This window comes from Microcella alkalica (genome assembly GCF_014595885.1).
Classification (GTDB): domain Bacteria; phylum Actinomycetota; class Actinomycetes; order Actinomycetales; family Microbacteriaceae; genus Microcella; species Microcella alkaliphila_B.
This window is the reverse complement of record NZ_JABUKC010000001.1, coordinates 389096-414414: the sequence shown is the minus strand read 5'-3', so window position 1 is coordinate 414414 and position 25319 is coordinate 389096. Positions and strand designations below refer to the sequence as shown.

The following is a 25319-nucleotide window of genomic DNA, read 5'->3' as shown; positions in this document are numbered from 1 at the left end:
GTCACCGCTCGCCGCCCTCGGCCGCGTGGGCGCCGGCGAGGGTCGCGAGCCCCGCCCGCGGCTGCTGCTGCGTGATGCAGTGGATGCCGCCGCCGCGCGCGAAGATCTCGCGGGCGTCGACCGTCACGACCTCGCGGCCGTACGCCTCGCGCAGGATGTCGCGCGCCCGGGCATCCGCCGCATCGTCGCCGAAGCCGCACGCGATGATGCCGCCGTTCACGACGAGGTGGTTGACGTAGCTGTAGTCGACGAAGCCCTCGTCGTCGCGCAGCTGGGCGGGAGCGGGCAGCTCGATGAGCTCGAGGCTGCGGCCGCGCGCGTCGGTGGCGGCGCGCAGGGCGTCGTGGATGGCGGGCATGACCGCGTGGTCGGGGTGCGCGGGGTCGTGCTGAGCGTGCACGAGCACGCGGCCAGGCTCGGCGAAGGCGGCGACGATGTCGACGTGCCCGCGCGTGCCCAGCTCGTCGTAGTCGCGCGTGAGGCCGCGTGGAAGCCAGATCGCCGTCTCGACCCCGAGCGTGCGGGCCAGCTCGGCCTCGACGCGCTCCTTCGTCGCCCAGGGGTTGCGGTCGGGGTCGAGCTGCACCGTCTCAGTGACGAGCACCGTGCCCTCGCCGTCGACGTGGATGCCGCCGCCCTCGTTGACGAGCAGGCTCGGCACGCGGGTCACGCCGAGCTCGTCGAGGATGCGCGCGGCGATGAGGGCGTCGTGCTCGCAGTCGGCGCCCTGACCCCAGGCGTTGAAGATCCAGTCGACGCCGCCGAGCTCGCCGGTGACGTCGTCGATGACGAAGGTGGGGCCGAAGTCGCGCATCCAGAAGTCGTTCAGCTGCGCCTCGACGATGTCGATCTCGGCGCTCAGCATGCGGCGCGCGCGCTCGCGCTCGCTCGGGTCGACGACCATCGTGACCGGCTCGAAGGGCAGGATCGCGTGGGCGACGGCCGTCCACGCGGCGTAGGTCGACTCGCGGGCGGCCGAGCTGTCGCCCATGACCTCGCCCTCGCGGGGGAACGCCATCCAGATGCGGTCGTGCGGTGCGGTCTCTGCGGGCATGCGCCAGGCCATCGTCGGCTCCTCAGGGTCGCGGGTCCGACGGCTGCGTCGAACCCCTTGTTGATCACGTGATCAATATCTAGACTGCTCGAAAGCTACCGAGCGGGGGTCGGCGTGTCAACAGCGAGCAGGGCGGCGGATGCCCGCCCGCGCGCTCCCCGGACCTCCCCCGCCGAGCGCGCCGCCCAGATCACCGCCGCGGCCACGGCCCTCGCGCTCGACGAGGGCCTGCACGCCCTCACTCTGCGCGCCGTCGCCGCGCGCGCCGGCGTCGCCTCGAGCCTCGTCGCCCACTACGCCCCGAGCATGGAGCAGCTCGTCGCCGAGACCTTCACCGCGATCGTGCGCACCGAGCTCGCCGAGGTGCGGGCGCACGCCGCCGCGGTGCGCGAGCCGAGCATCCGCCTGCGAGCCCTGCTGGAGACCCTGCTCGACGGCAGCCGCGACGACGTCACGGGCGTCTGGGTCGACGCCTGGAGCATCGCCCGCCGCTCGGCCCCGCTCGCCGCGGCCGTGCGCGAGCAGATGACGGCGTGGCACGCGGCTGTCGTCGACGCGCTGCGCGCCGCGGCGCCCGCCGCCACGCACGCGCGCGAGCTAGACCGCATCGCCGCGCACGTGCTCGCCATGGTCGACGGGCTCAACGCGCACGAACTCGTCGACTACCGCGCGGGCGGCTCGGGCCTCGCCCTCATCGCGGGGATGCTCGAGCGCGAGTTGTCGCTGCCCGCGGGTGCGCTCACCCGCTGAGCCGGGCCGCGCATCACGACCCGCCAGCGAGTCGGCACGCGCCGAGCATCCGCTACCGCTCGTCCTCCTCGGCGCGCGAGAGGCGCTGCGAGACGTAGACGGGGATGAACGACAGCAGGATCAGCACGGTCGCGATCACGTTGACCTGCGTCGCCTCGTTGGGGCGCGACATCTGGTTGAAGATCCACAGCGGCAGCGTGTCGACGCCGGCGGGCGCCGTGAAGATCGTCACGACGACCTCGTCGAAGCTGAGGGCGAACGCCAGCAGCGCGCCCGCGACGAACGCGGTGCGGAACTGCGGGAAGGTCACCAGCCGGAAGGTCTGCCACAGGCTCGCGCCGAGGTCGGCCGAGGCCTCCTGCATGCTCGGGTTCATGCGCCGCAGTCGGGCGAACACGTTGTTGAACACCATGACGATGCAGAAGGTCGCGTGGGCGACGATCATGCCGAAGTAGCCCAGCTGGATGCCCGCCGGCTCGAGCACGTTGTTGTACGTGTTGCTGAAGGCGACGCCCGTGACGACGCCGGGCAGCGCGATCGGCAGCACGATGAGCAGGTTGACGGTCTGCTTGCCGAAGAAGTCGAACCGCTGCAGCGCGAAGGCGGCGAGCGTGCCCAGCAGCAGAGCGATGAGCATCGCGCCGAGGCCGACGATCACCGAGTTGCCGACGGCCGTCCACAGCGCCTCGTTCTCGAACGCGGCGACCCACCAGCGGAAGGAGAACTCCTCGATGGGCCAGCTGGGGATGCGCGCGGCGTTGAACGAGTTGACGATGACCAGCAGCAGCGGCACGTACATGAACACGAGCACGACGCCGACGATGGCGCCGAGCACGACGCGGGCGCCGCGGGTGAGTCTGAGCATGATCGGCCTTCCCTACATCCGCTCGAGGGCGCCGGTGCGGCGCGTGGCGAGCAGGTACAGCACGACGAACGCGACGGGCACCATCGAGAACGCCGCGGCGACGGGCGGGTTGAGGTTGATGTTGTTGGCGATGATCGAGCCGATCATCTGCGTCGCCCCGCCGACGAGCTCGGCGGCGATGTAGTCGCCGAGGCTCAGCGAGAAGGTGAAGACCGAGCCGGCGATGAGGGCGGGGGCGAGCAGCGGCAGCACGACGGTGCGCACGGTCGTCCAGCCCTTCGCGCCGAGGTCGGCGCTCGCGTCGAACAGGTTGACGGGGATCTGCCGGATGGCCGTGTACACCGGCAGCGCCATGTACGGGAACCACAGGTAGGTCAGTGTCAGCACGACCGTGGTCTGGCTGAAGCCGGGGCCGGAGATGCCGAAGACCCCGAAGAACGAGTTGAAGAAGCCCTCCTCGGTGAAGGTCACGCGCATGGCGAGGATCTTCACGAGGTACCCGGCCCACAGCGGCAGCGTGATGGCGACGGCGAGGAAGCCGCGCACCCACGGCGAGGCGACCTTCGCCATGTAGATGCCGAGCGGGATGGCGAAGGCGGCGCTCAGCAGCGTCACCGTCAGCGCGATGCCGAGCGTGCGCAGCGAGGTCGACAGGTACGCCTCATTGGCGAGCAGCTGCTCGAAGGCGTCGAACTGGAAGGCAGGCGTGACCTTCGAGGTGAAGGGATCGACGCGCCAGAACGCGGTCGCGAGCAGCAGCGCGAGCGACACGATGTAGAGCCCCACGAGCCACACGAGGGGCAGGGTCAGCAGCGAGCCGAGCCGCAGGCGGCGGCTGCGGTACAGCGCCGTCGAGAGCGGCTTGCTGGCGGTCGTCGTCACGAGCGTCCTCCGGGCGGGTGGCGGGTCGGGCGGGGGCAGAAGATCGGTGGGGATGCTCCGGGTGGGGTCGAGGTTCGGCCCCACCCGGAGCGGTGCTCAGTCACGCCCGAGGGCTCGGGGCGTCAGCCCTTGACCGAGACCCAGGCGTCGGTCCACTCCTGGAACGAGGTGCAGCGCACCTCGGTGCGGCCGTCGAGGCACTGCTCGATGGGGGTCGTCCAGTACCAGACGTTCTCGAAGTACTCCTCGTTGAGGGCGTTGAACTCCTCGCAGTGGGCAGCGGCCTCGTCGTTCAGCTCGCAGAACGCGCCGTTGGCGGGCGCCATGCCGAAGTTCATCGCGATCTTGCCGTTGACCTCCGCCGAGCTCGTGTAGTTCATCCACTCGTAGGCGCAGTTCGGCGCGTCGGACTCGGCCGAGATCATCCAGGCGTCGGCCCAGCCGGTCGAGCCCTCGACGGGCAGCGTGCCCTTGAGCTTGTCGTCGGCGGCGAGCTTGCGCAGGATCTCCCACGAGGTGCCGACGACGGTCGTGCCGCCCGCGAACGAGGTGATCTGGGCGACCGGGTCGCTCCAGTACTCGGAGATGAGCCCGTTCTGCTGCTGCAGGAGCTCGATCGCCGCGGCGAGCTGCTCCTCGTCGAGCGCGTACGGGTTCTGGATGCCGAGCTCGGGCTCGTGGTACATGAGGTAGACCGCGGCGTCGGCGATGTAGATCGGCGCGTCGTACGCGGTCACCTGGCCGGCGTAGGGGCTGTCGGTCTCCCACACGATGTCCCAGCTCGTGGGCTCCTCGGTGACGACCTCCGAGTTGTACTGCAGGATGTTCGCGCCACGACCGATCGGCACGCCGTAGACCTTGCCGTTGATCGTGTCGTAGAGCTGGTTCTGCATGCCGGGCACGATGTCGTCGCCGAAGTTCGGGATCAGGTCGCGGTTGATCGGGGCGACGTCGCCGCCGACGATGAGGCGCAGGCTCGCGTCGCCCGAGGCCGACACGAGGTCGTAGTCGCCCGTGCGCATGAGCTGCACCATCTCGTCGGAGGTGCCAGCGACACGACGGTTGACGACGCAGCCGGTCTCCTCGGTGAAGGCGTCCGACCACTCGGGCTCGACGAAGCCCGACCAGGCGATGATGTCGACCGCGTCCTCGAACTCGCCCATCTCCTCGTGCATGGGCACGTCGGGCACGTCGAAGGTGATCTCACCGCTGGCGTCGCCGTCGCCGTCGGAGCCGGCGTCTGCGGCGCAGCCCGCCAGCACCAGCGCCGCTGCTGCTGCCATGGCGGGAAGCACGCGATAGCGCTTCTTCATGGTTCTCCTCGTTTCTCGTGGGTGGTGCGTGGGTTGAGGTGGTGCAGGGAGGGAAGGTCAGGGGGCGGATGCTCGGCGCGCGTCGAGCGCGAGCCCGAGCATCCGCATCAGGGCACGACGGCCGCGTGCTCGGTCGCCCACACCGCGCGCACGCGATCGCCGCGCGACCAGGGGGCGGTGTCGGTGGGGGCGTGGTCGTTGTGGCGCTCCGCGATGATGCGCAGGCCGTGCTCGCCCTCGACGATGTAGCGCGTCGCGGGGCCCGTGTAGACGAGCTCGGCGATCGTGCCGACGACGCTCGTCTCGTGCGCGGCGGGCGAGACCTCGGCGGGCACGACGCGCACGCGCTCGGGGCGCACCGTGATGGCGCGCGACTCGCCGGTGAGCCGCTCGGCGACCTCGGGGGCGATGAAGTTCGAGATGCCGAGGAAGCCGGCGACGAACGAGGTCTGCGGGAACTCGTAGACCTCGCGCGGCGTGCCGACCTGCTCGACCCGGCCCTGGTTGAACACGGCGATGCGGTCGCTGAGAGTCAGCGCCTCCTCCTGGTCGTGGGTGACGAAGACGAAGGTGATGCCGACGTCGCGCTGGATCTGCTTGAGCTCGATCTGCATCTGCTCGCGCAGCTGCTTGTCGAGGGCGCCGAGCGGCTCGTCGAGCAGCAGCACCCGCGGGCGCAGGATGAGCGCGCGGGCGAGCGCGATGCGCTGCCGCTGGCCGCCGGAGAGCTGGTGCGGCAGCCGGTCGGCGACGTGGGCGAGGCGCACCTGCTCGAGCGCGGCGGCGACGCGCTGCTGCGTCTCAGCCTTCGGGGTCTTGCGCACCTTGAGGCCGTAGGCGACGTTCTGCGCGATCGTCATGTGCGGGAACAGCGCGTAATCCTGGAAGACGGTGTTGACGGCGCGGTCGAAGGGCGCGGCCCGCGTGACGTCGTCGCCGTCGAGCAGGATCGTGCCGGTCGTGGCCTCCTCGAAGCCGGCGATCATGCGCAGCACGGTGGTCTTGCCGGAGCCGGAGGGGCCCAGCATCGAGAAGAACTCCCCCGGCTTCACGCCGAGGTCGAGCTCGGCGACGGCGGTCGTGTCGCCGAAGCGCTTAGTGACGCCGCGCAGCTCGACGGCGTAGGGGGTGGCGGCGGTGTCGACCATGGTCGGCGTCTCCTGGGTGCTTCGGTGGACCGAGGTAATAACTCTAAACATATGGTTTCATAGGTTATGTTGCAAGCAGGTAACGAAACGGCGCTCTCGACGAGGAGGTGCGGATGCCCGGGGCTCCCCTCACGCGCGGCCTCGACCCCGGCGCGCCCGCCGGCTCGAGCGCAGCATCCCCCGCCCCCCGCGCGCCGCAGGCGACACCGAGGCTCGCCCCGGAGAATGACCGGGTGAGCTCACCCGCGCGCTCCGGGCGCCCGACACGACTGCACCGAGCGGTGTTCCAGCCCATCGGCGACGAGGGCCGCGCCGCCCTCGTCGAGCGGCGCATCGCCGAGGCGATCATCGCCGGCGTGCTGCCCTCCGGCGAGCGGCTGCCGGCCGAGACCGAGCTCGCGCGCTCCTTCGGCGTCGCGCCGGCGACCGCCCGCGAGGCGCTGCTCGCCCTGCGCGAGCGCGGCCTCATCGTCACCCGCCGCGGCCGCCACGGCGGCAGCTTCGTCAGCGACGACGCCGACCCCGCCGCGTTCGCGCGGCGCACCCTCGTCGAGACCTCGCGCGTCGCCCTGCGCGATCTCGCTGCCCACTACCTGGCGATCACCGCCGCCGCCGTCGAACTCGCCTCCCGCCGCGCCGACCCGAGCGAGATCGGCGCCATCCGCGCCCGCCTCGAGCGCGTGCGCGACGACGACCTCGCCGCGTGGCGGCGCGTCACCGACGACACCCAGATCGAGCTCGCCGCCCTCGGCCAGTCGGCGAGGCTCACTCGCGAGCAGATGCGCCTGCAGGGCGAGCTGTCGCCCTTCTTCGCGCTCATCGACACCGACGCCGACGCGCGCCACCGCAACCGCGCCGCCCTGCTCGCGGTGCTCGATGCGGTGAGCGACGGCGACGAGCAGCGGGCAGTGGCGCTCACGCGGCAGAAGGTGCAGAGTTGCGTCGACTGGCTCATCGACCTGCGAGAGAGGACGACCTCGTGACCGTCACCGAACCCGTCACCGCCTCGAGCGCCGTCGCGGTCGTCACCGAGTACTTCGGTCGTGCGATCGACTCGCTCGCCTCGTGGACGGACGTCTTCGCCGACGACCTGCGCCGCGCCCGCGCCGCCGGCCCCGTCACGACCGACGTGCTCGACGAACTCGTCGAACCGTACGCCCGACGCACCTTCGACGAGCTCGACCTGCCCGTCTACGGCGCTGGCTTCATCGCCGCCCTCGACTCGCTCGCCGACGCCCGCAGCCACCTCGCTTGGTGGCAGGGCGCCGACCGGGCCAAGCTCGTGCTCGCCTCGCAGTCGGTCAACAAGGAGCACATCGACTACAGCGAGCTCGAGTGGTACCGCGTGCCGCAGGCGACCGGGCATCCCCACGTCGCCGGCCCCTACGTCGACTACCTGTGCAGCGACGAGTACACGATCACGATCGCGGCGCCCGTCGCCCTCGACGGCGAGTTCGTCGGCGTCGCCGGCCTCGACCTGCTCATCGACCAGGTCGAGCGCGACCTGCTGCCGCGGCTGCGCGGCTTCGGCGACGACCTCTCAATCGTCAACGGCGTCGGCCGCGTGCTGCTGTCGACGAGCGCGCGGCGCGAGACCGGCGACTCGATCCGCGGCGCGGCGCTCGAGGGCTTCGTGCGCGGGGCGTGCCCCGGCATGGCGCTCGAGGTGCTGACCGCGCGCTGACGCGAGAGCCCGCAGGCGGCGGATGCCCGGCGCGGGTCAGACGGCGGCGAGCCTGCCCGCCCGCGCGCGCTCGACCCGCTCGACCGCGAGCGCCTCGGCCGCCGCGAGGGGCGTGACGCCCTTCGCGCGCGCCGTGCACAGGATCTCGCTCAGCGTGTCGCCGATGCCGCGCAGCCGCGACTCGATCTCGGCGGGCGAGGCGCCCTCGCCGGTGAGCGCGAGGTGGATGACCCCGCCGGCGTTCACCACGAAGTCAGGGGCGTAGAGGATGCCCCTGGCCGCCAGGTGCTCGGCCCCCGAGCGGTAGGCAAGCGGGTTGTTGGCGGGGCCGACGACGGCGCGCACGGGCAGCGTCGCGATCGCGGCCGGAGTGAGTACTCCCCCAAGCCCGGCCGGCACGAAGACGTCGGCCTCGGTCGTGAGGGCCTCCTCCGGCGCGATCCACGTGGCGCCGAGGTCTGCCGCGACGGCGCGCTTGGCGTCGGCGATGTCGGTGACGAACAGGCGGGCGCCCGCGCGGGCGAGCCGTTCGGCGAGCCGCGAGCCGACCTGCCCGAGGCCCGAGATCACGAACGAGCGCCCGACGAGCGAGCCGGAGTCGAAGAGCTCTTCGACCACACGCTCGATCGACACGAAGACGCCGAGCGCCGTGCCCTCCGCGGGCTCGCCCGCGCCCCCGTTCTCGGCGGGCAGACCGACGACGTGCTCGGTGCGCTCGCGCACGACGAGCATGTCGTGCTCGGTCGTGCCGACGTCCTCCGCCGTGCGGTAGCGGCCGTCGAAGGTCTCGATGAGGTCGCCGAGGTCGAGCAGGGCGGCCCGGCGCCGGTCGTCGTCGAGCTGGTCATCCGGCCCCAGCGCGATGACCGACTTGCCGCCGCCCGCGCCGATGTCGGCGAGCGCGTTCTTCATCGTCATCGCCGAGGCCAGGCGCATCGCGTCGGCCATGCCGTCGGCCCACTGCGGATAGCGCCACAGGCGGCAGCCCCCGAGCGCCGGCCCGATGGCGCTCGAGTGCAGCGCGACGGTGATCGTGAGCCCGGAGCGCTCGCCGACGACGGTCGAGACGCGCTCGTGGGTGAACTCGGGCAGGGGCGCGACGGGGGTCGGCATGATGACTCCAGCAGGATCGGTGCGGTCGTGGGCGGTGATCGTCGCTCGGCGCCCACGCGGGATCTCCGCTCGCGCACCGATGCGCATCATGACTACGAAGTCAACGCCGATTCCGCGACTTTCACCAGGGCATTGCGCAGAACTGGTCGAAATGATCACGCCGAGCCCGTACAGTGAGCGCACCATGGTCGAAACGCCCAGACGCCTCGATCGGTCGAGCCAGCGCATCCTCGCCGCCCTCGACCGCGACCCGCGCGCGACGGTTGGCTGGCTCGCCGAGACCCTCGGGCTCTCGCGCGGCACCGTGCAGAGCCGCATCGCGCAGCTGTTCGACGGGCGCACGCTGCGGCCGCACTCGATCACCGCGCATCCGGAATCGCTCGGCTACGCGGTGCGCGCCATGGTGACCGCCGAGGTCGACCAGCATCGCTTCGACGACGCGATGGTCGCCCTGCGCGAGATCCCCGAGATCATCGAGTGCGTGGCGATGTCGGGCGTGAACGACCTGCTCATCCAGGTCGTGGCGCGCGACGCCGACCACCTCTACGAGGTCGGGCAGCAGATCCTGCGCTGCGCGGGCGTGCGGCGCACCGCGACCTCGCTCGTGCTGCGGGAGCTCATCGAGCACCGCGTCGCCCAGCTGCTCGAGCACTGAGCCGGGCTGGCAGGATGACCGCATGACCGCGTGGACCTTCCTCACCCACCACGCGCACGTGCTGCTCGAAGTGGCGAAGAACCAGGACGCGACGGTGAGCGAGATCGCCGCGGGCATCGGCATCTCGACGAGGTCGGCGGTGAGCATCCTCAACGATCTCGAGGTGGCTGGATACCTCGAGCGCGAGCGACGCGGACGTCGCAACCACTACGTGCTCCACCCCGAGCTGCCGCTGCGGCACCCCTCGAACGCCACCCACTCGGTCGACGAGCTGATCAGGGCGCTGTCAGACCTGCGCTGATCCGAGCCCGCGCTCGCCGGGCGGTGAGCGAGCATCCAGCGATGCGGCGTAGCGTCGGCCCCGACACCGCGGTGGGCGCGAGCCCGAGCCCGGCCGCCCCGTCGCTTCTCGAGAGGACCCTCATGCGCAGCTCCACCGGCCCCGGCTCGCGCGGCTTCGACCCGCGCGCGTTCGACCCCCGCACCTTCGACTTCCGCGAGGCCGCCGAGCGGCTGCGCGAGGCGTTCGGCCCCCGCGAGCACGGCGGCCACGAGCGCCACGACGTGCGCGGCGCGATCCTGGTCGCCCTGCACGGGGGCGCGAAGAACGGCCACGAGGTCATGCAGGCGATCGCCGCCGCCCACGAGGGGTGGATGCCCGCCGCGAGCGAGGTCTACCCCACGCTGCAGCAGCTCACCGACGAGGGCCTCGTGTCGAGCCGGCACGAGGGCGAGCGCACCGTCTACGAGCTCACCCCCGCAGGAGCCGCTGCCGCGGCCGAGCATGTCGCCCAGCACGAGGCCCACCGCCCCGAACACGAGCGCGGCGGCGCGCGCGGCTGGGGCGACTGGTCGCGCCGCGACCAAGCCGGGCCGTGGGCGCAGTGGGGCCCCTGGAGCGAGCACGACGCCGCCGTGCCGAAGGCGGGCGCGAAGCTCGCGCAGGCCGCAGCCCAGGTCGCGCACTCGGGCACGCAGGAGCAGAAGGAGCGCGCCGCAGCGCTGCTCGACGAGACGCGCCGCAAGCTCTACGCGATCCTCGCCGAGGACTGACCCGGTGACCGCCCCCGGCGGCACGGTGCCGGGAGCCCCGCCGGCCCCCGCGACCGATCGCCCGCCGAGCCTCGACCGCGCGCTGCGCGCCCGCTACCGCCGCATCATGCGCTTCGCGGCGCTCGCCCTCGCGCAGGCGTGGTGGTTCGAGCTGGTGCTGCCGCGGTTCGGGCTCGCGAACCTCGCCGCCCGCGGCCGCATCCGCCGGCTGCAGCGCCTCGCCCGCCGCTTCCACGGGCTCGCCGCCGACCTCGGCGGCCTCATGATCAAGGTCGGGCAGTTCCTGTCGTCGCGACTCGACATCCTGCCGCGCGAGATCACGCGCGAGCTCGAGGGGCTGCAGGACGAGGTGACGCCCGAGTCGTTCGCGCGCATCGTGGCGCAGGTCGAGCGCGAGCTGGGCATCCCCCTCGATCGGGCCTTCGCCTCGTTCGAGACCGAGCCGATCGCCGCCGCCTCGCTCGGCCAGGCGCACCGCGCGACGCTCTCGCCCGGCATCGCCGCCGACCTCGGCTTCGAGCGCGTCGTGGTGAAGGTGTTGCGGCCCGGCATCGAGGACATCGTCGAGGTCGACCTCGCCGCGCTGCGCCGCGTCGGCCGCTGGCTGTCGCGCGTGCGGCTCGTCAACCGCCGCACCGACGCCCCCGCGCTCGTCGAGGAGTTCGCGGCGACGAGCCTGGAGGAGATCGACTACCTGCAGGAGGCGGTCAGCGTCGAGCGCTTCGCCGCGATCTTCGCCGACGACCCGCGCGTCACCACCCCCGTCGTCGCGTGGGAGCGCAGCGCCCGCCGCGTGCTCACCCTCAGCGACGTCACGGCGATCAAGATCTCCGACGTGGGCACGCTGGAGGCCGCCGGCATCGACCCGAACGCGGTCGCCGCCGAGCTCGCCCGCGCTACGTTCGAGCAGATCTTCGTCGCCGGGTTCTTCCACGCCGACCCGCACCCGGGCAACATCTTCGTCACGCCGGGGCCGTCCGGCGCCGGCGACGACTGGGCGCTCACCTACATCGACTTCGGCATGATGGGCCGCATCACCGACGAGCTGCGCGACGGGCTGCAGCAGTTCATCTTCGCGGTCGTCGCGCGGGATGCCCGGGCCTGGGTCGCCGCCACCCAGCGCCTCGGCGTGCTGCTGCCGTCGGCCGACACGGTCGAGCTCGAGCGGGCCATCACAGCCCTCTTCGACCGCTTCGGCGGCATGGGCGTCGCCGAGCTGACCCGCATCGACCCGCGCGAGCTGGAGGCGTTCGCCCGGCAGTTCAGCGAGCTGATCCGCACACTGCCGTTCCAGCTGCCGGAGAACTACCTGCTGCTGATCCGCACCGTCTCGCTCATCTCGGGCGTCACGAGCGCGCTCAACCGCGACTTCAACATGTGGGACGCCGTCGACCCGTTCGCCCGCTCCCTACTCAACGGCGGCGCCGGGTCGTCGACGGCGCGCTCGCTCGGTCGCGAGGCGGTCGCCATCCTCTCGGCGCTGGCGCGCCTCCCCCAGCGTCTGGATGCTCTCGCCACCCGCATCGACCGCGGCGAGCTCGCCGTGCGCAGCCCCGAGGTCGAGCAGCGCCTGCGCGTCGTCGACGGCAGCGTGCGCCGCACGACCTCGGCGATCCTCGCCGCGGGCCTGCTCATCGCCGGGGCCCTGCTGCGCCCGAGCGACGAGGTGCTCGGCACGGTGCTGCTGTGGGCGGCGGCCCTGCCGGGGCTCCACGCGGTGTCGCCCTGGCGGCTGCGGTAGTGCGCCGCCGCTCGATCAGCGTGCCAGCTGAGCACCCGCGCGCGCTGCGACGGCCTTGATGAGCGCCGAGGCGTTCTCCCCGCCATGGCCCGAGGCGACCGCATCATCGATGTAGCGTGCCACCACCGAGAGGCCGTCGAGCGGCACGTCGAGCTCGCGGGCGAAGGCTGCGATGAGCCGCGCATCCTTCTGCATGAGCGCGAGGGCGAACGAGGGCGAGTAGTCGTCAGCGCGCACGGCCGCGCCGACGCCGTCGAAGATCGGCGACCGGAAGTCGGTCACGGCGAGCACTCCGAGCACAGCGTCGAGGTCCAGACCCGCCTTTGCTGCGAGCGAGAGCGATTCGCCGAGCGCCAGCAGCTGCGAGGCCACGATGAGGTTGCCGACGAGCTTCATGCGGACACCCGCGCCCGCACCTCCGAGATGATGCACGGAACTGCTGATCGCCTCGAGCACCGGTCGCGCCCGGCCCACCGTCTCGTCGTCACCGCCGACGACGACCCACAGCCCGCCTGCGGCCGCCTCCCCCTTCGACCCGAACACCGGGGCGTCGAGGAAGTGCGCACCACGTCGCTCGAACGCGGCTCGCACCTCGGCGCTCGCCTCGGGACTGATGGTCGACAGGTCGATCACCACGGCTCCCGATGGCACCACGGCGGCGAGCGCGTCCGCGCCGAGCGTGACGGCGCGCACCGCAGCGTCGTCGGAGAGGCAGTACAGCACGAACTCGACGTCGGCCACCGCGTCGGCCAGGCTGCTGGCCTCGCGCGCGCCGAGCGCGACGAGATCGGTCGCACGACCCTCCGAGCGGTTCCAGACCGTCACGTCATGACCGGCGCGCAGGAGGTTGGCGGCCATGCCGTGCCCCATCGTGCCGAGTCCGACAACGGCGAGGCGCGCCATCTCAGCTCACCGCCGCACGTGCAGGGCTGTTCGCAGACTTCCACGACTGCAGGAATCGCAGGAAGGCGGTCGCCCCCGGGTCCTGCAGTCCGATGCTGCGGTCCTGCAGCCAGGATGCTCGACCCCGGCGAGACTGCAGCTCCTTCGAGGTGATCACCCCGCGCTCCGCCGCCTCGATGGCCGCGTCCAGCCGCTCGGGTCCGGCCGGGATCCCCCTGAGGGCCTCGGCGGCCGGGAACATCGCGTCGAGGATGGTCTTGTCGCCCACCTGAGACTTGCCGCGCTGGCTGATCGACTCCGCGGCGGCCAGTGCGAACTGGTTCACGAGGTCGGGAGTGATCGACTCGCGATCCGCCCACACTCGCGAACCGGCCAGCAGCGCGCCGGCGACGAGCGCCGCCATCGTCGACGGGTTCGCGTTGGCGAAAGCCTTGGCGCAGGCGAGGACCACCTCGGTGGGCTTCGACTCCGCTGGTAGCAGCTGCAGAGCGTCGATGGCGGCCTGGGCACCGAGCGAGACGGTGATGCCGAGGTCGCCGTCGCCGAGCGCCTGGTCGAGGTCGCCGAGCTCGTCGGCGTACTCGGTGAAGACCACCAGGCAGTTCTGGATCGCCTGGCTCAGTTCGTGTCCGTTCATCGTGGTTCAGACCTCTCGGAAGAAGGGGGATTCTGCGGGCGCCTCGAGCAGCGCCAGTCGCTCGTCATCGAGCAGGAGGAGGGAGATGGAGGCGCCGGCCATCTCGAGGCTCGTCGCATATTCGCCGACGTAGTTCTTCGCGATGGCGATGCCCTTGCCCTCCAGGATCTGGTGGGTGCGCCGGAACAGCAGGTACAGCTCCTCCAGCGGCGTCGCGCCGAGGCCGTTGACGAGCACGGCGACACGGTCTCCGCTGGTCGCACCGAGATCGGCGACGAGGCGCTCGACGAGGTGCTCGGCGATCTCGTCGGCCGTCTCCAGCGAGCCGCGGTGGATGCCGGGCTCGCCGTGGATCCCGATCCCGATCTCCATCTCGTCCTCAGCGAGCTCGAAGCTCGGCTTGCCGGTCGTCGGCAGGATGGTCGGCGACAGACCGACGCCCATCGTGGCGGTGTGCTCGATGATGTCCTCCGCGACCGCGGCGACCTGATCGAGCGAGTCGCCGCGCTCCGCGGCGGCACCGGCGGCCTTGTAGGCGAAGAAGATGCCGGCGACGCCGCGACGGTCGGTCGCGCGCTCCTTCGGCTGGCTCGCGACGTCGTCCCGACCGAGCACGGTGAGCGTGCGGATCCCCTCGAGCTCGGCCATGTCGGTGGCGAGGTCGAAGTTGAAGACGTCGCCACCGTAGTTGCCGTAGAGGTATAGGACGCCGGCGCCGCCGTCGACGGCCTTCGTCGTCTCCAGGATCTGCGCGGATGACGGCGACGAGAAGACGTTGCCGATCGCGACGCCGTCGCACAGGCCGCGCCCCACGTACCCCTTGAAGAGCGGCAGGTGCCCCGAACCTCCGCCGGTGATGATCCCGACCTTGCCGGCGACCGGCGCGTCGGCGCGCACCAGCACCCGGCGATCCTGTCCCGGCACCTTCAGCAGCGTGGGGTGGGCGAGCAGGATGCCGTCGACGAACTCGTCGACGAAGGTCTGGGGCTCATTGATGATCTTCTTCACGAGTGCTCCGTCTCTTTCTGTGCGGTCACGGGGGTCGGTTCTGGGGATGCGGCCGGCGCGTCTGGCGTCGCCGCCGGCATCGCTGTTCTGGGCGGTCGTCGTGCTCGCCTGCTCGCGGCGACGGCATCGAGCACCATCACCGCGATGAGGATCACACCCTGCGCGATGGCGTACTCGTACGAGGACAGCCGCAGCGCGGTGAATCCGCTCGAGACGATCTGCAGGGTCAGGGTCGCCAGCACGACGCCGGCCACTGACGCGAAACCGCCGTTGGGGTTGGTGCCGCCGAGCACGGCGATCACGATGACGAGCAGCACGTAGGAGGCGCCGTAGTCGGCCGATGCGGTCGGGTTGCGAGCGAGGAAGAGCACTCCCGCGACACCGGCGAGCGCACCGCCGATCGTGTAGGTGCTCATGAGCACCGACCTGCTGCTGATTCCCGAGTAGCGCGCCGCAACGGGGTTCGCGCCCTCGAGCTGGATCTTGCGGCCGAGGGGCGTGGTGCTGACGAGCAGCGCCACGAGCACCGCGACCACGAGGAACACCACGAACAACACCGGCACCGGCCCGAGCCCTGAGCGCCCGAACGACGCGAGGCTCTCAGGCGCGCCGTACAGGGTCGAGCCGCCCGTCGTCACGATCGCGATGCCGTTGAGGATCTGCATCGTTCCGAGCGTCGCGAGGATGGGTGTGATGCCGATCACGCTGACGAGGACGCCGTTGAGCATGCCGCAGCCGATGCCGACGAGCACCCCCGCCACGATGATCGGAACCGTCAAGCTCTCGGCGAGCGCCGGATCGTTCGCGGCGATGCCCGAGTAGAGGGAGACGACCGTGATGGCGGAGAGGTTCGCGATCGCCACGAGCGAGAGGTCGATGCCGCCCGTGAGCATGGCCAGCATCATGGCAATGGCAATGATGCCGATCTCCGGCGCCGTGACCCCGATGTTCTGCAGATTCAGCGGATTGAGGAAGACACGCGGGTTCGCGATCGCGAAGATCGAGAAGGCCAGCAGCAGCGCCACGACCATCCTGCCGGTCTTTCGGTTCGCGCTGGCTCGGGCGATGAACTCGCGCGTCGCGATGCCGACGCGCTCGTTGATCTGCGCGCCCTTGCCCAGGGCGGGTGCGCCGGCGGGGCTCTGCTTCTCGCTCATGCCACGTCCTCCTGAACGAGTCGATCGGATTTGTCCTCATCGAGCGTGTGCACGCGACGCGCCTTCCTGCGCGCCGAGAGGGCCTGCACCCCGACGCCGACGATGAGCAGCAGCCCCACCGCCGCGCGGAGCCATGCGCTCGGCACGCCCGCCAGGAGGAGGCTGTTGTTGATCAGCTGGATCAGGATGACGCCGAGCACCGTGCCGATGACGGAGCCGCGGCCGCCGAAGATCGAGGCACCACCGAGCACGACCGCCGCGATGATGTCCAGCTCGTCGCCCACCAGGTCCTGGGGGTTCGCGCTGCGCCCCATGACCATGTGCGCGATCCCGGCGACGGCGGCGAGGACGCCGACGAGCACGTACACGAGGATCTGCGTGCGCATGACGCGGAACCCGGCACGTCGCGCGGCCTCGACGTCACCGCCGATCGCGTACAGCGAGCGTCCGAACATCGTGCGCGTGAGCATCCACCAGACCACCACGGCCAGCACGATCGCGACGACGGCCATCACGTGGAGCGACGCCCGTCCGGTGCCAGTCGAGAAGTCGAGAACAGTCATCGACGACATCGCGGCGAGCGCCGGCGGGAGCTGCGCGTAGTAGGTCGCGCCGACGTAGGTGTACATCACGCCGACGAAGATGCCCTGCGTCCCGAGCGTGACGATGAGGGTGGGCAAGCGGAACCGCGCGATCACTAGTCCGTTGAACAGCCCGAGACCGGCCCCGATCGCGATCGCCATGGCGATGATCACGGCCGCCGGCAGCTCTGGGGCCATCGTGATCGCGAAGGAGACCGCCGTGTAGGCGGAGAAGATGGCGACCGCCGCGAAGGAGACGTCGATGCCGCCGGAGACGATGACGATGAGCACGGCGAGCGCGAAGATGAGCGGCACCGTCGCGCTGCGCAGCGTCGAGAACGCGGTTCCGGCGGTCAGGAACGCCGGGCTCAGCACGGACATGGTGACGATGAGGGCGACCAGGACGAGCGCCAGGATGCCCTCGTTGTTCTTGCCGCGGAGGCGTCGCAGGATCTGCATGTCAGGCCGCCATCCGCTCGTGGATGCTCTCTGCGCTGATCGCGTCGCCCCGCAGCTCGTCGGCGATGCGGCCGCGCGCCACGACGAGCACTCGGTGGCAACACGACACGAGCTCAGGGGCGTCGTCGGAGATCACGACGATGCCCATGCCGGAGGCCGCGGCCTGGCGCAGCAGCTCGAGGATCTGCGACTTCGAGCCGACGTCGACCCCGACGGTGGGGCCGTTGAGCACGAGGACCTTGGGGTCGGTCGCGAGCCACTTGGCGAGCACCACCCGCTGGGCGTTGCCGCCGGAGAGCGACCGCACGGGTGCGTCGGCACTGGGCGCCTTGATCGAGAGCGAGGCGAAGAGCCGCGAGATGGTCGACCGGATGCGCGCGCCGTCGAGACCGCGCCAGCGGTTGCGGTGCCGATCGAGGGAGCCGGCGATGATGTTGTCCGCGATGGAGTTCTCGAGGAAGAGCCCCTGCGAGAGTCGATCCTCGGGCACGTAGCCGATGCCGGCCGCGACCGCGTCCGGGATGCTGCGGATGCTCACGGGTCGTCCGTCGACGAGGATGTCGCCGGACGCTGCGGGGCGCGCTCCGAAGATCGCCTCGGCGATCTCGGTGCGACCGGAGCCGAGCAGCCCCGTGACGCCGACGATCTCGCCGGGCGCGACGGTGAACGACACATCGTGGAAGGCGCCCGGCAGGTCGAGGTGCGACACCGTGAGTCTCGGCTCGGCGTCGGCATTGATCGGGCCGACGATGCGCGCCTCGTCCAGCTCGGTGCCCGTCATGTGCTGGGCGATCGAACGCCGATCGAATTCGGTCGCGAGGCCGCTGGTGACCACGCGACCGGAGCGCATGATCGTCACGCGCTGCGAGATCGCGAGCACCTCTTCGAGCTTGTGCGAGACGAAGACGAGGGCGACGCCGCGGGAGCGCAGTCGCTCCACGATGGTGAAGAGGCGCGCGACCTCGCTGTGCGTCAGGGCCGTCGTGGGCTCGTCCATGATGATGACCCGCGCGTCGTTGACGAGCGCTCGGCAGATCGCCGTCAGCTGCTTGTCGGCGACGGAGAGATCCCCGACCTCGGCGTCGAGGTCGAGGTCGAGCCCCAGCTCCTCGACGATCGACTGCGCCTTGGGGCGCACGGCACGGGCTCGGTAGAAGCGCTGCCGACCGGCGACCTCCGCGGTGAGGACGATGTTCTCGGCGACGCTGAGGTTCGGGAAGAGCGAGAAGTCCTGGTAGATGACCTGCACCCCACCGGTGATCGCGGCGGTCGCGTTCATGCGGCTGTGCGAGACGCCGTCGATGATGACCTCGCCGGCGTCCGGCCGCTCGACGCCCGAGATGATCTTGATGAGCGTCGACTTGCCGCAGCCGTTCTCGCCGGCGAGGCAGTGCACTTCGCCGGGGAGCAGTTCGAGCGATACGCCGGCGAGCGCGGTGACGCCGCCGAAGCGCTTGGTGATGCCGCGCACGGAGAGCACCGGAACCGGAGCCTGCGTCGGGAGAGATTCCATCGTCGGCCTTCCTGACGAGGGGCTCCGGGAGCGCGCGAACGGTTCGCGCTCCCGGAGCCCGGGTTGATCGAGACTCTAGAAGTCGTACTGCGCCGCGGTCTCAGCATCGGCCGCCACGGAGGCGTCGCCGACGAAGACGTTGTCGTAGCCCTCGAGCTTCTTGAGCGAGGTGTATCCCTCGATGCCGAGGTCAGTCCCCTCCTCGATCGTTCCGCCGTCGGCGAGGATCCGCGCGATCTCGAGCTGGGCCTTGCCGGCCAGAGCCGGGTCCCAGAAGAAGATCTTGTCGATCGAGCCGTCGGCGAGGTACTGGTTGGCGACCGACGGGATCGAGGTGCCCATGACGCACACCTCGTCCTCGAGACCCGCCTCCTGCACGGCTCGGCCGATGCCCGGCACGTCGTTGCCGGCCGAACCCTGGAATCCCTTGATGTTCGGGTACTTGGCCAGGATCTCCTTCGCGCGCTCGTACGCGGTCTCCTGGTTGTCGGTGCTCTCGATGGGCTCCTCGACGCGCGTCATGCCGGGGAAGTTCTCCATCTGGTTCTGGTAACCGGCCTCGACCCACTCCATGTGAGTCTTGGCGGTGAAGCCGCCGACGAACTGCACGTACTCGCCCTCGCCGCCCATGCACTCGGCGAGGTTATCCATGATGCCCGCGCCGTATGAGGCGTTGTCGAATGCCTCGATGTTGATGTCGACGTTCTCGATGCCGGTGGCTTCGTGCGAGACCACGATGATGCCCTGCTCGCGCGCCTGAGCGAGCACCGACTCCAGCGCCTCGGGCGAGTTCGGCACGACCGTGATTGCCGTCGGACGCTGCGCGATGAGGTCCTGGATGATCGCGACCTGCTTTTCAGGGCTCACGTCGTCGGCGCCCTCCTGGCGGGCGTCGATGCCGGAGTCATCGGCGAACTCCTGCACGCCGACCGCCATGCGCTGGAACCACGGGATGGTCTGGGCCTTGACCACGGTCACCATCGTGTAGGCGCCGTCGCCGGAGCCCTCGTCGGTGCCGCCGCCCGAGCCTGCACCCACGGTGGTGCAGCCGACGAGCAGGAGGGTTGAGCTCGCCGCGAGGGCGATGCCCCGGCCGAGTCGAGTGCGATCCATACGTTTACTCCTTTGTGAACGAGTGAGTGGCGACTCCCGCCGCCATCAGGTCGCGGCAATCTCGGACGATGCTGTGTCGGGATGTGTCGCTGAGGGGGGACGTTAGCGAGCATCCACGCACCTTGTCAAGCGATATCGCGCACCAACGTGCGCGTTTTCGCGCAGGACTGTCCTCGAGCACGCGAATCAAGTACGTTTTCGCGGAGTCTCGGCGCAAATCTGCGACATCACGCGCGCTTCGGCCGACGTCACGGCGGATCGCGCACGCCCCATCCCCGCACGATGCACGTAATCTGCGCACTTTCGCGCGCCGAAGGTTCACTTCGGGCGCTGCGCGGTCTAGCCTCTGAGCAGCGGCTGTTCGATGTGGAGGTGAGACCGTGTCGCGTCAAGCGGAGATCGTGGATGCCCTGCAGGTCAAGGGATTTCAGTCAGTGCACGACCTCGCAACGCGATTCGACGTAACCGCGTCGACCATCCGTCGCGACCTCGAGCGCCTCGAAGCGATGGACCTCGTCAAGCGCACCCACGGCGGCGCCGTGCCCGTTCGGCAGTCGGAGACCCCGCACCACTTCAAGGAGGAGCTGCACCGCCCGGAGAAGACCGCCATCGGGCGCGCCATGGCCGAACGCGTTTTGGAAGGCCAGACCGTCCTGCTCGACGGCGGCACCACCAACCTCGAGGTCGCTCGGCACATGACGCACCAGCGCCTCACCGTGGTGACGAACGATCTGCGCATCGCGACTGAGATCGCCCGCAAGCAGACGATCCATCTGGTCTTCATCGGTGGCGAGCTGCTGCCCAACTCGTACACAATGTGGGGGCCGACCTCGGTGCAGCAACTCTCGAACCTGCGCGTCGACGTCGCGATCTTCAGCGCCGACACGGTGAGCGAGGACGGCATCTACAACGCGAGCAGCTACGAGATCGAACTGAAGCGACTCATGCGCTCGATCGCCCACGAGGCCTTCTTCGTTGCAGACAGCTCGAAGTTCGGGCGGGAGGCGCTCTTCAAGGTCTTCGGGATGGACGCCTTCACGGCGGGCATCACCGACGATCTCGTCGACCCTCTGCGGGCCTCGCACTTCCCGATCCCGATCATCCAGGCGAGCGTGCGCCGACCCGAGCGCTAACCCCACACCACTAACCCAGGGAAGCATCGTTCGTCGCTCAAGCTCAAAGGGTGATGACCGCGCGGTTCTCGGTCCGCGCCTTGTTTCCCATCAAAGCCAACACACCGGCCGGGACCTCTGCGGGGCAGCTTCACGATCCGCTCCTTGAGGCTAGCCCGCCGAGCCCATCGCGCGTCGTCGACGGCAGCCTGCGCCGCACGACCTCGGCGATCCTCGCCGCGGGCCTGCTCATCGCCGGGGCCCTGCTGCGCCCGAGCGATGAGGTGCTCGGCACGGTGCTGCTGTGGGCGGCGGCCCTGCCGGGCCTCCACGCGGTGTCGCCCTGGCGGCTGCGGTAGGCGGGCGGCGCGGCTGCGACGTCAGTGCAGGTCGTGCGACCGCTCGGCGCCCGCAGGCTCGAGCTGGAACGTGGCGTGATCGATCGAGACGGAGAAGTGCTGCGCCACGCAGGCCTGCAGCGCTCTCGTGATCTCCGGCGCGTGACCGTCGACGAAGCACTCGCTCTCGACGATGACGTGCGCGGTGAGCACCGGCAGCCCCGTCGCGATCTGGCTGATGTGCAGGTCGTGAACGTCGAGGACGTGCTCCTCCTCCATGAGGTGGCGGCGGACGTCGGCGATGTCGATCCCGCGAGGGACGGACTCGAGCAGGACGTCGACGGCGTCGCGGAGCAGTCTCAGGGTGCGCGGGATGATCAGGGCGCCCACGAGCAGCGCCGCGAGGGAGTCCGCCTGCTGGAACCCCGTGGTCATGATCACGATCGCCGCCGCGATGACCGCGAGCGAACCGAGAGCGTCGTTGAGCACCTCGAGGAAGGCGGCGCGCATGTTCAGGTTCGCGGCGCGACCGCCGGCGAGCACGAGGATCGAGATCGCGTTGGCGACCAACCCGATGACGCCGAAGACGAGCAGTTCGGCGCCCGGTATCTCGGCTGGCTCGCGGAGACGCTGCACGGCCTCGACGACCACGACGATGCCCACGCCGAGCAGCACGGCGGCTTGCACCGTCGCGGCGAGCACCTCGACGCGCAGCAGCCCCCAGGTGCGGCGCGTCGTCGCTGCCCGCTTCATGAGCCCGGCAGCCATGAGTGCGATCAGCAGCCCGCCGGCATCCGTGAGCATGTGCGCCGCGTCGACGAGCAGCGCGAGCGATCCGGTGATGATCGCACCGATCACCTGGGCGACGAGGATGCACGCCGTCAACCCGAACGCGATGGCCAGTCTCCGCCGGTTCCCGCCTCGAGGCGAGTGTGCATGAGCGTGGCCGGTCACCGGCAGCACGCCTCCCCATCGTGGGCACAGGCCTCGGTCTGGTCGGGGTGAGGGTGCTCCAGCAGCTCACCGATCGCGGTCGAGCACGTGTCGCCGTTCCACGCCTCGATTCCCTCGCGGATGGCGAAGGCTCCGATGACGAGTGCCGCGACGGCGTCCGCCCAGGTCCAGCCGAAGAGGGCGTGGGCGAGCAGGCCGAGCAGTAGAGCGGCCGAGAGCAGCGAGCAGATGAGCGTCTGCCGCGAGTCGGCGACCACGGTCGCCGAGCCGAGCTCGCGGCCCGTTCGCCGCTCGAGGAGGGAGAGAGCGGGCATGATGATCACGCTCACGGTGGCGAGCAGGATGCCGACGCCGCTCGTCTCGGGCGTCGTTAGGCCGAGCAGCGACATCGTCGAGCCGACGATCGTGTAGGCGGCGAGCGCGAAGAAGGCGATGGCGATCACGCGCAGCACGGGCTTCTCGTACCGCTCGGGGTCTCGACGCGTGAACTGCCAGGCGACGGCGGTGGCGGAGAGCACCTCGACCCCGGAATCGAGACCGAAGCTGATGAGGGCTGCGGAGTCGGCGGCCGAGCCGACAATGAGGGCGATGATGCCCTCGACGAGGTTGTAGCCGATCGTGAGCCCCACGATGATCTTGACCCGTCTGCGCAGCAGCGCCGTGCGCTCGGGGGCGAGGGGCGTGCGAAGGTCGACGCTCATGCGAGCACCTCGACCTCGTTCAGCGCACACCGGTCGGTGGTGTCGACGGCGAGCACGACGCCGAGCAGGTCGCGCAGCGCATGCCCCAGTCGAGCATCCGCGATGTCGTAGAGCACCCGGCGACCGGCGGGTTCGGCGACGACGATGCCGCAGTCGCGGAGGCAGGCGAGGTGGTTGGAGACGCTCTGCTTCGTGATGGCGAGATGGTTCGCGAGGTCGGCCGGGTAACGCGGCTCGTCGAGCAGCGTGAGGAGGATCGCGGCACGGGTGGGGTCGGCCAGCGCGCGCCCGATGCGGTGCAGAGCGTCGAGCTGCGGAGCGGAGGTGATGGCCATGGCGCCGATAGTACACGCTGGGATGTACTGATGTGCTCGCATCCTCGGAGCGAGCAGCGCCACGTCGCCGAACTTCGTCACCGCGAAGAACGGCACCCCGCGCCGTATACTGACGCCGGCTCGACGACGACGGCTCCCGCCCGACGGCTCCGGAGAGCAGCGCCCGCTCACCGATGTCCGAGGGAGGACGAGATGCCGATCCCCCGCTCGCCCAGGCCGACCGTTAACCGCAGCGCCGACTCCCGCACCGCCACCCGCGCCGAGCGGCCGCTGCACCGCGGCTTCCTCCTCGCCCTCGGCGCGATCGCCGCGATCGCCTTCGCGCTCGCGCTCTACACGTTGCGCGGCGTCGCAGCCTCGGTGCTCGCGGCCCTGTTCATCGCCGTGGCGCTCGAGCCGATCATCCGCGCCCTCGGACGTCGCGGATGGAGCCGACCGGCCGCGACCGCCGTGCTCACGGCGCTCGTCGTCGCGATCGGGCTGGGCATCATCCTGTTCGCCGTGCAGGCGCTGCAGGAGCAGGTCGCCCGCCTCATCGAGACGGTGCCGGGCGGCCTCGCCGGCCTGCGCGACGAGCCGTGGTTCACCACCGTCGACGAGCTCACCAGCGGCGGGGTGACGGCCGCGCTCGCGTGGGTCGTCGAGACGCTGCTCGACCCGCAGACGTGGATCGCGGTGTCGAACGGCGTGCTCGGTTTCGGAGCATCCGTCGTCAGCGGCGTCACTGGCGGCTTCTTCGTGCTGATCCTGACGCTGTACTTCGTCATCACCTTCGAGTCGGTGAAGGGCTTCGGCTACTCGCTCGTGCCCGCCTCGCGCCGCGCCCGGTTCGTCGACCTCGCCGACCGCATCATCGACAGCGTCGGCCGCTACCTCGGCGGCATGGTCGTGCTCGCCCTGCTGAACGCCACCTTCAGCACGATCGTGATGCTCGTCGTCGGCATCCCAGGAGCGCCGCTGCTCGGCATCGTCGTGTTCTTCATCACGATCATCCCGCTCATCGGCACCGTGCTCACCACGATCGGCATCACCCTGCTCACCCTGGCGACGGTGCCGTCGGCGACGATCCCCGTGCTCATCGCGATGCTCATCTACATGCAGGTCGAGGCCTACGTGCTCACCCCGAAGGTGATGAGCCGCGCGGTGCAGGTGCCCGGCTCGGTCGTGCTCATCTCGGCCACGGCGGGCGGCTCGCTGCTCGGCCTGCCCGGAGCCCTCATCGGCGTGCCGGTCGCGGCGTCGATCGCGCTGATCCTGCGCGAGGTGGTCGTACCGGCGCGGCAGCGGCGCTGAGCGCGCATCGTCTGACGCTTCGGCGGTGGGGCGTTTGCGGAATAGCGCAGCCCCGGGGATGAGCCTAGCCGGAGGGCTCATTTCCGCGATCGAGATCAGACGCGATCCCACCGTCGCCTCGGCGAAATCCCATGACGCCTCCGAGATGGCGGCTACCAGTCGAGCACGCGCCATCAGGGCGTCCGTGGCCGCGGCGGGGAGAGGTACCACCGGTCGCTGGTGCTCGCAACGCCCTAACTGGAGCCTCGACTTTGACGTCGGATGGAGAGGAAAGCAACCGTGGGAGGGAAGAGATGGACAAGCCCACTGATCGGCCGTTAGACGAGGGAAAAGCACCGTCGAGCCGCCCCCAGGGTGACGAGCACAACAGCACGGAAGGGCCTGACAGCTCGGCGAAGAGCTACCTCCGTTTCGCCGCGATGATCCTGACGTCCATGGTCGTCATGTACTTCGTGATGTTCGCGAGCGTGTGGGAGTGGACCCATATCCGCTTCAGCGAGAGCCGCGTCTTCATGGCCGTGACGATGGGCGGCACGATGGGGTTGGTGATGCTGGCCTGGATGCTCGGGATGTACAAGAACACCAGAGGCAACATCGCGGTCGTCGCCGGAAGCGTGCTTCTGATCGGCGGCGGCATCACGCTCGACCGCAGCCAAGCGAGCGTCGATGATGTCGACTTCATGACGGCGATGATTCCGCACCACTCGATGGCGATCACGCGATCAGAGCGCTTCCAGAACGAGGACATCCGGGTGTGCGAGCTCGCGGTCGAGATCAGTGAGGCCCAGCGGCGGGAGATCGACGAAATGGACTGGCTAGTCCGTGACATCCAAGAAAACGGGCCGGTCACGACGACCGAGGAGGCCGCGGGTCGACAGGTACCGGACTTCAGCCAGTCCGCGGCGCGCAGCTGCGGCGCTGACTGAAGCCAGCACGCTCATCGACCGGGTGTCACGA

General features: G+C 70.3%; 27 protein-coding genes. 11 read left to right on the top strand and 16 right to left on the bottom strand.

Going from position 1 to position 25319, the window contains the following annotated elements; all coding sequences use genetic code 11:
* Window position 1 precedes the first annotated feature (1 nt).
* Window positions 2–1066, bottom strand: coding sequence for an agmatine deiminase family protein (locus ID804_RS02050; protein ID WP_169077287.1), 1065 nt, complete (start codon window positions 1064–1066; stop codon window positions 2–4).
* A 102-nt stretch (window positions 1067–1168) separates the two neighbouring features.
* On the opposite strand from ID804_RS02050, the gene ID804_RS02045 reads away from it, so the two are divergent.
* Window positions 1169–1804 (top strand): TetR family transcriptional regulator C-terminal domain-containing protein, encoded by a 636-nt coding sequence (locus tag ID804_RS02045; protein ID WP_169077286.1) that lies wholly within the window; start codon window positions 1169–1171, stop codon window positions 1802–1804.
* A gap of 52 nt (window positions 1805–1856) precedes the next feature.
* Here the strand turns inward: ID804_RS02045 and ID804_RS02040 are convergent, their stop codons facing one another.
* The 4 genes from ID804_RS02040 to ID804_RS02025 all read right to left on the bottom strand — a co-directional run bounded on the left by ID804_RS02040 (window position 1857) and on the right by ID804_RS02025 (window position 6012).
* The gene (locus ID804_RS02040; RefSeq protein WP_169077285.1) at window positions 1857–2669 is read right to left on the bottom strand and encodes an ABC transporter permease; all 813 of its coding nucleotides are present in this window, start codon (window positions 2667–2669) and stop codon (window positions 1857–1859) included.
* Window positions 2670–2681: 12 nt separating this feature from the next.
* Window positions 2682–3551, bottom strand: coding sequence for an ABC transporter permease (locus ID804_RS02035; RefSeq protein ID WP_169077284.1), 870 nt, complete (start codon window positions 3549–3551; stop codon window positions 2682–2684).
* A gap of 122 nt (window positions 3552–3673) precedes the next feature.
* Window positions 3674–4864: an extracellular solute-binding protein gene (locus ID804_RS02030; protein WP_169077283.1), complete on the bottom strand. Its 1191-nt coding sequence runs from the start codon at window positions 4862–4864 to the stop codon at window positions 3674–3676.
* Window positions 4865–4971: 107 nt separating this feature from the next.
* Entirely contained in the window at window positions 4972–6012 is a 1041-nt protein-coding gene (locus ID804_RS02025; RefSeq protein ID WP_169077282.1) for an ABC transporter ATP-binding protein, read from the bottom strand.
* 113 nt (window positions 6013–6125) lie between these two features.
* On the opposite strand from ID804_RS02025, the gene ID804_RS02020 reads away from it, so the two are divergent.
* Together ID804_RS02020 and ID804_RS02015 are read left to right on the top strand one after the other, a co-directional pair.
* On the top strand, window positions 6126–6995 hold the full coding sequence (locus tag ID804_RS02020; protein WP_169077281.1) for a FadR/GntR family transcriptional regulator: 870 nt from the start codon (window positions 6126–6128) through the stop codon (window positions 6993–6995).
* The gene (locus ID804_RS02015) at window positions 6992–7696 is read left to right on the top strand and encodes a cache domain-containing protein (RefSeq protein ID WP_169077280.1); all 705 of its coding nucleotides are present in this window, start codon (window positions 6992–6994) and stop codon (window positions 7694–7696) included. The genes ID804_RS02020 and ID804_RS02015 overlap by 4 nt, the downstream gene beginning before the upstream one ends.
* A gap of 36 nt (window positions 7697–7732) precedes the next feature.
* Here the strand turns inward: ID804_RS02015 and ID804_RS02010 are convergent, their stop codons facing one another.
* Window positions 7733–8809, bottom strand: a complete 1077-nt coding sequence (locus tag ID804_RS02010; protein ID WP_169077279.1) for a Glu/Leu/Phe/Val dehydrogenase family protein — start codon at window positions 8807–8809, stop codon at window positions 7733–7735.
* 184 nt (window positions 8810–8993) lie between these two features.
* Here ID804_RS02010 and ID804_RS02005 point away from each other — a divergent pair, with 184 nt between their 5' ends.
* From ID804_RS02005 to ID804_RS01990, 4 genes are all read left to right on the top strand, one after another.
* On the top strand, window positions 8994–9464 hold the full coding sequence (locus ID804_RS02005) for an Lrp/AsnC family transcriptional regulator (RefSeq protein WP_169077278.1): 471 nt from the start codon (window positions 8994–8996) through the stop codon (window positions 9462–9464).
* A 22-nt stretch (window positions 9465–9486) separates the two neighbouring features.
* Window positions 9487–9765 (top strand): helix-turn-helix transcriptional regulator, encoded by a 279-nt coding sequence (locus ID804_RS02000; RefSeq protein WP_169077277.1) that lies wholly within the window; start codon window positions 9487–9489, stop codon window positions 9763–9765.
* Between the two features lie 122 nt (window positions 9766–9887).
* Window positions 9888–10517 (top strand): PadR family transcriptional regulator, encoded by a 630-nt coding sequence (locus ID804_RS01995; protein WP_169077276.1) that lies wholly within the window; start codon window positions 9888–9890, stop codon window positions 10515–10517.
* Between the two features lie 106 nt (window positions 10518–10623).
* Window positions 10624–12258 carry an ABC1 kinase family protein gene (locus tag ID804_RS01990; RefSeq protein ID WP_169077768.1) on the top strand — a complete coding sequence of 545 codons (1635 nt, stop codon included), beginning with the start codon at window positions 10624–10626 and terminating at the stop codon, window positions 12256–12258.
* Window positions 12259–12273: 15 nt separating this feature from the next.
* Here ID804_RS01990 and ID804_RS01985 read toward each other — a convergent pair whose 3' ends face one another.
* From ID804_RS01985 to ID804_RS01955, 7 genes are all read right to left on the bottom strand, one after another.
* Complete coding sequence (locus ID804_RS01985; protein ID WP_169077275.1) at window positions 12274–13161, bottom strand: NAD(P)-dependent oxidoreductase; 888 nt, start codon at window positions 13159–13161, stop codon at window positions 12274–12276.
* A 1-nt stretch (window position 13162) separates the two neighbouring features.
* Entirely contained in the window at window positions 13163–13798 is a 636-nt protein-coding gene (locus ID804_RS01980) for a DAK2 domain-containing protein (protein ID WP_169077274.1), read from the bottom strand.
* A 6-nt stretch (window positions 13799–13804) separates the two neighbouring features.
* A complete protein-coding gene (locus ID804_RS01975; RefSeq protein WP_169077273.1) occupies window positions 13805–14806 on the bottom strand; it encodes a dihydroxyacetone kinase subunit DhaK in 1002 nt (333 codons plus the stop codon).
* Window positions 14803–15963: an ABC transporter permease gene (locus tag ID804_RS01970; RefSeq protein ID WP_223158885.1), complete on the bottom strand. Its 1161-nt coding sequence runs from the start codon at window positions 15961–15963 to the stop codon at window positions 14803–14805. Before ID804_RS01970 ends, ID804_RS01975 begins: the two co-directional genes overlap by 4 nt.
* Entirely contained in the window at window positions 15960–17003 is a 1044-nt protein-coding gene (locus tag ID804_RS01965; RefSeq protein ID WP_169077272.1) for an ABC transporter permease, read from the bottom strand. Before ID804_RS01965 ends, ID804_RS01970 begins: the two co-directional genes overlap by 4 nt.
* 1 nt (window position 17004) lies before the next feature.
* Window positions 17005–18516 (bottom strand): sugar ABC transporter ATP-binding protein, encoded by a 1512-nt coding sequence (locus ID804_RS01960; protein ID WP_169077271.1) that lies wholly within the window; start codon window positions 18514–18516, stop codon window positions 17005–17007.
* Window positions 18517–18591: 75 nt separating this feature from the next.
* Window positions 18592–19629, bottom strand: coding sequence for an autoinducer 2 ABC transporter substrate-binding protein (locus ID804_RS01955; protein ID WP_169077270.1), 1038 nt, complete (start codon window positions 19627–19629; stop codon window positions 18592–18594).
* A 380-nt stretch (window positions 19630–20009) separates the two neighbouring features.
* On the opposite strand from ID804_RS01955, the gene ID804_RS01950 reads away from it, so the two are divergent.
* Window positions 20010–20762: a DeoR/GlpR family DNA-binding transcription regulator gene (locus tag ID804_RS01950; protein ID WP_169077269.1), complete on the top strand. Its 753-nt coding sequence runs from the start codon at window positions 20010–20012 to the stop codon at window positions 20760–20762.
* 53 nt (window positions 20763–20815) lie between these two features.
* Entirely contained in the window at window positions 20816–21100 is a 285-nt protein-coding gene (locus ID804_RS01945; protein ID WP_169077268.1) for a hypothetical protein, read from the top strand.
* 21 nt (window positions 21101–21121) lie between these two features.
* Here ID804_RS01945 and ID804_RS01940 read toward each other — a convergent pair whose 3' ends face one another.
* Genes ID804_RS01940 through ID804_RS01930 form a run of 3 tightly spaced genes read right to left on the bottom strand, consistent with a single transcriptional unit; the run spans window position 21122 to window position 23069 of the window.
* Entirely contained in the window at window positions 21122–22033 is a 912-nt protein-coding gene (locus tag ID804_RS01940; RefSeq protein WP_317451136.1) for a cation diffusion facilitator family transporter, read from the bottom strand.
* Window positions 22030–22734, bottom strand: a complete 705-nt coding sequence (locus tag ID804_RS01935; protein WP_169077266.1) for a cation efflux transmembrane domain-containing protein — start codon at window positions 22732–22734, stop codon at window positions 22030–22032. Before ID804_RS01935 ends, ID804_RS01940 begins: the two co-directional genes overlap by 4 nt.
* Window positions 22731–23069, bottom strand: a complete 339-nt coding sequence (locus ID804_RS01930; RefSeq protein WP_169077265.1) for an ArsR/SmtB family transcription factor — start codon at window positions 23067–23069, stop codon at window positions 22731–22733. Before ID804_RS01930 ends, ID804_RS01935 begins: the two co-directional genes overlap by 4 nt.
* A gap of 192 nt (window positions 23070–23261) precedes the next feature.
* Here ID804_RS01930 and ID804_RS01925 point away from each other — a divergent pair, with 192 nt between their 5' ends.
* On the top strand, window positions 23262–24362 hold the full coding sequence (locus tag ID804_RS01925; protein WP_169077264.1) for an AI-2E family transporter: 1101 nt from the start codon (window positions 23262–23264) through the stop codon (window positions 24360–24362).
* Between the two features lie 293 nt (window positions 24363–24655).
* Entirely contained in the window at window positions 24656–25288 is a 633-nt protein-coding gene (locus ID804_RS01920) for a DUF305 domain-containing protein (protein WP_169077263.1), read from the top strand.
* Window positions 25289–25319: the final 31 nt, after the last annotated feature.

Coding starts and splice junctions, on each gene's coding strand:
- ID804_RS02050 (WP_169077287.1), bottom strand. CDS start 1,066: ATGGCCTGGCGCATGCCCGCAGAGACCGCACCGCACGACCGCATCTGG.
- ID804_RS02040 (WP_169077285.1), bottom strand. CDS start 2,669: ATGCTCAGACTCACCCGCGGCGCCCGCGTCGTGCTCGGCGCCATCGTC.
- ID804_RS02030 (WP_169077283.1), bottom strand. CDS start 4,864: ATGAAGAAGCGCTATCGCGTGCTTCCCGCCATGGCAGCAGCAGCGGCG.
- ID804_RS02025 (WP_169077282.1), bottom strand. CDS start 6,012: ATGGTCGACACCGCCGCCACCCCCTACGCCGTCGAGCTGCGCGGCGTC.
- ID804_RS02020 (WP_169077281.1), top strand. CDS start 6,126: ATGCCCGGGGCTCCCCTCACGCGCGGCCTCGACCCCGGCGCGCCCGCC.
- ID804_RS02010 (WP_169077279.1), bottom strand. CDS start 8,809: ATGCCGACCCCCGTCGCGCCCCTGCCCGAGTTCACCCACGAGCGCGTC.
- ID804_RS02005 (WP_169077278.1), top strand. CDS start 8,994: ATGGTCGAAACGCCCAGACGCCTCGATCGGTCGAGCCAGCGCATCCTC.
- ID804_RS02000 (WP_169077277.1), top strand. CDS start 9,487: ATGACCGCGTGGACCTTCCTCACCCACCACGCGCACGTGCTGCTCGAA.
- ID804_RS01995 (WP_169077276.1), top strand. CDS start 9,888: ATGCGCAGCTCCACCGGCCCCGGCTCGCGCGGCTTCGACCCGCGCGCG.
- ID804_RS01990 (WP_169077768.1), top strand. CDS start 10,624: ATGCGCTTCGCGGCGCTCGCCCTCGCGCAGGCGTGGTGGTTCGAGCTG.
- ID804_RS01985 (WP_169077275.1), bottom strand. CDS start 13,161: ATGGCGCGCCTCGCCGTTGTCGGACTCGGCACGATGGGGCACGGCATG.
- ID804_RS01980 (WP_169077274.1), bottom strand. CDS start 13,798: ATGAACGGACACGAACTGAGCCAGGCGATCCAGAACTGCCTGGTGGTC.
- ID804_RS01970 (WP_223158885.1), bottom strand. CDS start 15,963: ATGAGCGAGAAGCAGAGCCCCGCCGGCGCACCCGCCCTGGGCAAGGGC.
- ID804_RS01965 (WP_169077272.1), bottom strand. CDS start 17,003: ATGCAGATCCTGCGACGCCTCCGCGGCAAGAACAACGAGGGCATCCTG.
- ID804_RS01960 (WP_169077271.1), bottom strand. CDS start 18,516: ATGGAATCTCTCCCGACGCAGGCTCCGGTTCCGGTGCTCTCCGTGCGC.
- ID804_RS01955 (WP_169077270.1), bottom strand. CDS start 19,629: ATGGATCGCACTCGACTCGGCCGGGGCATCGCCCTCGCGGCGAGCTCA.
- ID804_RS01945 (WP_169077268.1), top strand. CDS start 20,816: ATGACCGCGCGGTTCTCGGTCCGCGCCTTGTTTCCCATCAAAGCCAAC.
- ID804_RS01935 (WP_169077266.1), bottom strand. CDS start 22,734: ATGAGCGTCGACCTTCGCACGCCCCTCGCCCCCGAGCGCACGGCGCTG.
- ID804_RS01930 (WP_169077265.1), bottom strand. CDS start 23,069: ATGGCCATCACCTCCGCTCCGCAGCTCGACGCTCTGCACCGCATCGGG.
- ID804_RS01925 (WP_169077264.1), top strand. CDS start 23,262: ATGCCGATCCCCCGCTCGCCCAGGCCGACCGTTAACCGCAGCGCCGAC.
- ID804_RS01920 (WP_169077263.1), top strand. CDS start 24,656: ATGGACAAGCCCACTGATCGGCCGTTAGACGAGGGAAAAGCACCGTCG.